A 3,078-nucleotide genomic window follows, 5' to 3' on the forward strand; every position below is an offset into this window, starting at 1 on the left:
GGCGTTGGGGGCGGAGGCGCTCGAGGCGTTTGTCCGAGCCAAGCGCACCGAATGTGACACCTACCGCACGCGCGTGACGGACTGGGAAGTCACCGCCTATCTCGAGACGGCGTAGCCCCAAGCCTGCTGGCCCGCCGGCGGTCCGGCCCACGTAGGCTGGGCAGAGCTTCCCGGGCAGGTCAATCCAGCAGCACGCCGAGTGCGGGCTGGAAAGGATCCGGCCCCCACTCGGTCCGAACCCGGGATTGTGCCGGCTCGTCCGCCGGCTGGGGAATGGCCCTTGAAGCCCATTGGCTGCCACTGGCGGAGGCTTGAGGCTAGGGTGCGCTGCCGCTGCGTCTCTCGTGGACCCGCTGGCGGGTCCGGCAGTAGGTGCACTCACCAGGTGCAGAGGTCGGCTGGCCGCAGCTGAGACACGGATGCAGCCCGCCCTCGGGTTGCCCCGGACCAGGCAGGGCAAAAGCGCCGGCCTCCCGGGCCCGCAGGAACGACAGGTAGAACGAGAGTTTCGCGCCTGGCCTCTCGGCTTCCAGCCGGTTGAGCAGGTCCTTGTGGGCCAGAGTGGTCGCTCCTTCGGCGTATGGGCATTCATCGTAGACATAGTCGATCTTGCGCAACAGGGCGTAGGCGGCGGTTTCGCGCTCAAGCAGCCGGCAGAAAGGTTTGACCTTGCGGGCGAACCCGGGACGGGATTCTAGCGTTGGGCCCTGGCGCGCCAGGTAACCGACGGACCAGCTCAACGTGTTTCCAAACAGCACCGCAGCTTCATCATCCAGGTTGTGCCCGGTAGCGAGCACCGCGAACCCCCCCTCAAGGGCGAGGCGATTCATCTCGTGGCGCTTGGTCAGGCCGCACACCGAGCATGGCTTCTGCTGGCCTCGGTGGGTGAGTCTGGCTGCCTCGGGAATGGAGGCGCCCAGCTCGGTTGGGACGTCGACGGTGTGCAGGCGCAGGCCGCGCCCGGCGGCGAACGATCGGCATCGATCCAGCGACTGGTCGGAGTACGCCACTCCGCCGTCGATGCCCAGCCCGATGTACAGGCCCTCGGCCGGATAGCCCAATCCCACGAGCACATCCCACAGTCCGAGCGAATCTTTGCCGCCTGAGACGGCAACCAGGATCCGGTCGGAAGGCGTGAACATGTGGTAGCGCTCAATGGTTCGCTGCGTCTGCTCGGGCACCCACTCCAGATAGTGGGGGCCGCACAACGCCAATCGGTGTTGGCGCATGTTGATGGCTGCGGTTTCCCCGCACTTGCGACACTTCATGCCGTCGGATCTCCACCGGAGATGACAGCGATCAGGCGGATGACGTCGCCTTCCTGAAGGATCACATCGTCCGTGATGAGTTCGCCCTCCCGGGTCGGCAGGACGGTCTCCGGCAGGATGTCCAGGCGCAGCAGGGCATCGCGCACAGTCGTCCCATGGCGAACTTCATGCTGCTGGCTGCGGAGGAGAAGCGTTGCGGTCAAAGGCTGGCTCCCGCGTTCGATTGTACCGTGGCTGGGTTCGACTCGAACGGATTCGGACCCGAAAGCCTGATGGACCGACCTCGCCTTTGCAGGCAGTGCGGAGGGCGAGGCGCCCAGGGGAGGCCGATTGTTGGCCCAGCCTGGGCAGGAGCTTCCTGGTGGAGCTGCGCAGGCCGCGCTCGGGGAAGGCGGGAACTGAGCCTGCCCGCCGTTGGACTTCAGCCCTCGGGCGTCGCCGGCTTGCCCTCGGAGGCGCGCAGTGCCCGAAAGGCCGCCAAGGCGACCTCGATCATCGGAGCCTCGGGCTCGCGGGTGGTCAGGGCCTGCAGTCCGAGGTTGGGCAGAAGCAACACTTGCGCCCACCACGTCGCCTGATGCCGGCCGGTCCAGCGGATGTACTCATAGGAGATGGCGGCCAGCACCGGAATCATCAGGATGCGGCTGAGCAGGCGCAGGCCGATCGGCATCGGGCCCAGCAGGGCGAAGAGCAAGATAGAGAATACGACCACGGTCAGCAGGAAGGCCGTGCCGCACCGGGCATGCTGCCGTGGGAAGCGGGCGACGCTCTGCGGGGTCATGTCAGGATCGTTGGCCTCAAAGGCATTGATGGTCTTGTGCTCGGCGCCGTGGTAGGCATACACTCGCCGGATTTCGGGTACCGTCCCGATGGCTGCGATGTAGCCGACGAGAAGGAGAAGGCGCAGCCCGCCTTCGATCAAGGCGGTCAGCCAATGCGGCGTCGCCAGCACGATCTCCAATCCATAGGCTGCTCCAGCCGGAAGCGCGAAGAACAACGTCAGCGCCAGTCCCAGGGAGACCACCAGCGTGCCCGCCATCGTCTTGCGGTCAATGGCCTGTTGCTGCCCGGTCTGCACGTCGGCCGAGAACGACAAGGCGCGGTAGCCCAGCGAAAGGGAATCCCACAGCACGATCAGGCCGCGCACCAGGGGCAGACGGGCAAGACGATCCCTTCCCCCGGGAGGAAGGTGGAGGTGATCGAGGACGATTTGGTCGTCGGGGGCACGGACTGCCACGGCGCACTGCTGGCGGCCGCGCATCATCACTCCCTCGATGACGGCCTGGCCGCCATACAAGCCGACGGGGGCGTTGCTCGAAGAATCGCTCATGCCCGGGCTCTAGCGAGCGATCTCCTCATAGAAGCGGATACAGGCGTCGATCCCGTTGAAGAATGTGGGCACGTGCTGTTTCTCGTTCGGGGCATGCAAGTTGTCGTCCGGCAGGCCGAATCCAAGCAGCATGCTGTCGAGGCCGAGCAGATCCTTGATGTGGCCGACGACCGGGACCGAGCCCCCAGTGCGGGCGAAGAGCGGGGCCTTGCCCCAGACCGACTGCAGGGCGCGTGCGGCGGCTGCCACCGGTGGAGAGTCCATATCGATGACCGACGGCCGGCAGCCGGCGTGCTCCAGGATCTCCCAGCTGACCGTTGGCGGCATGTGTTGTCTCAGATAGGCCTCGAGCGAAGCCCGGATTTCCTTCGGGTCCTGATCCGGCACCAGCCGCATCGAGATCTTGGCCATGGCCTTCGCAGGCAGCACGGTCTTCGAGCCGGCCCCCGTGAAGCCGCTCAAGAACCCGTTGACGTCCAA

The 3,078-nt window shown here is 66.2% G+C and carries 4 protein-coding genes; all 4 read right to left on the reverse strand.

The window, feature by feature from the left end; all coding sequences use genetic code 11:
- Positions 1-317: 317 nt before the first annotated feature.
- Positions 318-1,268 carry an adenine nucleotide alpha hydrolase family protein gene (locus tag MUO23_10800; GenBank protein MCJ7513443.1) on the reverse strand — a complete coding sequence of 317 codons (951 nt, stop codon included), beginning with the start codon at positions 1,266-1,268 and terminating at the stop codon, positions 318-320.
- Entirely contained in the window at positions 1,265-1,471 is a 207-nt protein-coding gene (locus tag MUO23_10805; GenBank protein MCJ7513444.1) for a MoaD/ThiS family protein, read from the reverse strand. Before MUO23_10805 ends, MUO23_10800 begins: the two co-directional genes overlap by 4 nt.
- Before the next feature lie 218 nt (positions 1,472-1,689).
- Entirely contained in the window at positions 1,690-2,598 is a 909-nt protein-coding gene (locus MUO23_10810; GenBank protein MCJ7513445.1) for a DUF1385 domain-containing protein, read from the reverse strand.
- Between the two features lie 9 nt (positions 2,599-2,607).
- Positions 2,608-3,078 (reverse strand): M20/M25/M40 family metallo-hydrolase (locus MUO23_10815; GenBank protein ID MCJ7513446.1); only part of this gene is annotated, 471 nt, incomplete at its 5' end.

The sequence above is a fragment of the Anaerolineales bacterium genome (assembly GCA_022866145.1).
In the GTDB taxonomy this organism is placed as follows: domain Bacteria; phylum Chloroflexota; class Anaerolineae; order Anaerolineales; family E44-bin32; genus PFL42.